General features: G+C 41.7%; 5 protein-coding genes. All 5 read left to right on the top strand.

Annotation, left to right across the window (positions count from 1 at the left end; translation table 11 throughout):
* Window positions 1–307 (top strand): Sua5 family C-terminal domain-containing protein (locus LD39_RS17820; RefSeq protein ID WP_035550967.1); only part of this gene is annotated, 307 nt, incomplete at its 5' end.
* 59 nt (window positions 308–366) lie between these two features.
* Window positions 367–903, top strand: coding sequence for a manganese efflux pump MntP family protein (locus LD39_RS17815; protein ID WP_035550964.1), 537 nt, complete (start codon window positions 367–369; stop codon window positions 901–903).
* Between the two features lie 75 nt (window positions 904–978).
* On the top strand, window positions 979–1,593 hold the full coding sequence (locus tag LD39_RS17810; RefSeq protein ID WP_035550961.1) for a low molecular weight protein arginine phosphatase: 615 nt from the start codon (window positions 979–981) through the stop codon (window positions 1,591–1,593).
* 529 nt (window positions 1,594–2,122) lie between these two features.
* Window positions 2,123–2,563, top strand: a complete 441-nt coding sequence (rpiB, locus tag LD39_RS17805) for a ribose 5-phosphate isomerase B (protein ID WP_035550958.1) — start codon at window positions 2,123–2,125, stop codon at window positions 2,561–2,563.
* Window positions 2,564–2,673: 110 nt separating this feature from the next.
* Window positions 2,674–2,885, top strand: a 212-nt coding sequence (locus LD39_RS17800; protein ID WP_035550956.1) for a DUF436 family protein, incomplete at its 3' end; no start/stop codon positions are given.

The raw sequence follows: 2,885 nt of genomic DNA, 5'->3' as shown, positions 1-2,885 counted from the left end.
ATGGCTCGTAGAGGGAAGTGATGGTTTTTTTAAGGAGCAGCTTCATCAGTTAGCTGAGGAAGGTCAACGTGTTGGCGTCATCGCAAGTAAGGAATTAGCAAATCAGCTCGATCACGAACGGGTAATTGCGTGTGGGTCACGCGATCGTTTGAATGAAGTGGCTGGCCGTCTGTACGCGGCATTACGTGAGTTTAAAAAAGCTGATGTTGATGTGATCTTATGTGAATCATTTAAGGAAACTGGAGTAGGAGCCGCCATTATGAATCGTCTCACAAAAGCGTCTGTAAAAATTTTAAAACAAGGATAGTCTATCAGCCTTCTTTCCCGCATACCATGATATAGCATGTCCGGGAAGGGGGCTTTTAAATGGTACACGCTTCGTCTTTAATACTTCTTTCTTTAGCGTTAGGGCTAGATGCTTTCTCGGTAGCCCTCGGAATGGGATTACAGTCAGTCAGATTGAAGCATGCATTTTTTTCTGGAATCATTGTAGGTGTCTTCCATATGTTCATGCCAGGGCTAGGCATGTTTTTTGGAAGATGGCTTTCTTCCAGCGCTAGTGAATGGACGACTTTAGGAGGAGGACTTCTGCTTTTTTGCATAGGAAGCTACGCTATTTTTGCCTCCTTTACTGAGAAACACTCTGTCGCTTACACGTTATATGGAGCTGGGATTTGGTTGTTTGCACTGAGTGTGAGTATTGATAGCTTTCCTGTGGGGTTCAGTTTAGGATTGAGAGGTTCAGAAGTTTTTGTATCTGTCTTGTCTTTTGGACTTTTTAGCATGGTATTGACGTGGTCCGGTTTTGTCGTAGGAAGACATGCGAGCAGCTGGCTCGGTACCTATAGTGAGCTGCTTGGCGGTGCCATATTGTGCGCTCTCGGCCTCTACACCATTTTTTGACAAAAATTTCAGTCCCATATCATCCTGTGATATTATAGAAGAAAAGTTCATTGAGGAATAGGAGACGTAATAGGAATGAATATTTTATTTGTTTGTACCGGAAATACGTGTCGAAGCCCAATGGCAGAAGCCATTCTTAGGGCTAAAAGGAGTGGAGGTGAAGTCAAATCAGCAGGCATATTTGCTGGTAAGGGTGAACCTATGGCTGAAAACTCCCGAAAAGTACTGGATGAGGTGGGGCTCGTGCTTGATCATGAAACGACTCCGATTGGTGAAGAAATATTGGACTGGGCTGATCTGGTTCTAACGATGACTGATCGTCATAAGCAAACCTTAGCTTTGCAGTATCCAACGCATCAAGACAAGTATTATACGCTCAAAGAATATGTCCTCATTGAAGATGAACAGTGGGAGAAGCTTAAGAAGCTGTACACAAATTTTGAGGAGAAACGCAGCAAAATTCTCAGAGAATCTATGAAAGATATGGAAGCTGAAGAGCTGGACCGGAGACTCATGCAGGAGTTAGAAGATGATATAAGGGAAATTGAAGAATTGGAAAACAAGCTTCCAGACATTAATATATCCGACCCTTTTGGTGGAAGTGTGAACGTTTATCGCCAGACGAGAGATGAACTGGAAAACCATATTAATCTTCTAGTCAAAAAAATAGACCAACACAACAAGGAATAATGTTCTGGTATTGAAAATTGAGAGGGAAGTGCTATACGTTAAGTTTTGCAAGGGAGATTGGTCTTATTTATTTCTTTATTAGCATTAGCGGTGATCAACTATATCACCTACATGCATTTATCTATGTATAACTTAATGTACTTTTGAATACCTGTACTTTTCGAAAGAGGTCTTACAGTTTTTACTTTAGTATTGAGGTGAGAACAGTGATCTGCCTGATTTATGAGTACATTTACCTATTCTTACATAAGCTAGAGAGTGTAGCGATTCTTTCATCCGAAATTCTAAATCGGATGATGAGAATCGCTTTCTTTTGTACCTTTCCCGCAATCTTAGGAATATAGGATCGTTTATACATGTGAAATATACAAGAGAAAATGAACAGATTGAGAATTTGTGCGAGTTAGCGGGTGCGCTAGAGAAGAGGGTTAAAACCGTAAAACTGCAAATCTTTCGAATTCAATTGACAGTTATGAAGGAAACTGGCACGATTAGGGTGATTATATGTAGACGGGAGTGCATAGAACCTATGAAAGTAATTCTTGCTTCGGACCACGGTGGCGTCAATTTGCGTCGTGAAGTGGCGGATGTTTTAACAGATCTGCAAGTTGATTTTGAGGATATTGGTTGTGATTGTGAAAGCTCTGTTGACTATCCTGATTATGCCATCCCTGCTGCAGAACGTGTAGCTAGTGGGGAATTTGATAAAGCCATCCTAATTTGTGGAACAGGAATCGGCATGTCCATTTCTGCTAATAAAGTGAAAGGCATTCGTGCAGCCCTTGTTCATGACTTATTCACAGCTAAGGTGACTCGTGAACATAACGATTCGAATGTTCTTTGCATGGGTGAACGGGTGATCGGCCCAGGATTGGCAAAAGAGATAGCTAAAACATGGGTCTCAACAGATTTTGAAGCCGGTCGCCACGAAAGACGCGTAAGTAAGATTGCCGAATACGAAAATAAGTAATACAATGGAACATAACTTAGCGGAAGCGTTCATCAAAAGCTGAAGCTGACAAATATAGAGAAGTCATTGCTTCTCTTTTTCTAGAATACTGGCCATAGGGAGGGGTATTCGTGACTGATGTCAAAGCCATTCAAGCAGATGTAAGATCTGTCGTTGAACAGCTTCTTGATAGTGACACCATACGGGAAGGCTTTTTCGTTATTGGATGTTCTACCAGCGAAATCGCTGGTGAACGGATCGGTACCTCTGGAAGTGAGGAGATTGCTTCTGTAGTATTTGAGGAATTACAGCAAATTTCTCAAAAAACAAAAGCCGAGCTCGC

Source organism: Halobacillus sp. BBL2006 (genome assembly GCF_000786645.1).
Classification (GTDB): domain Bacteria; phylum Bacillota; class Bacilli; order Bacillales; family Halobacillaceae; genus Halobacillus.
The sequence above is the reverse complement of the archived record's forward strand: the minus strand, read 5'-3'. Positions and strand labels throughout refer to the sequence as shown.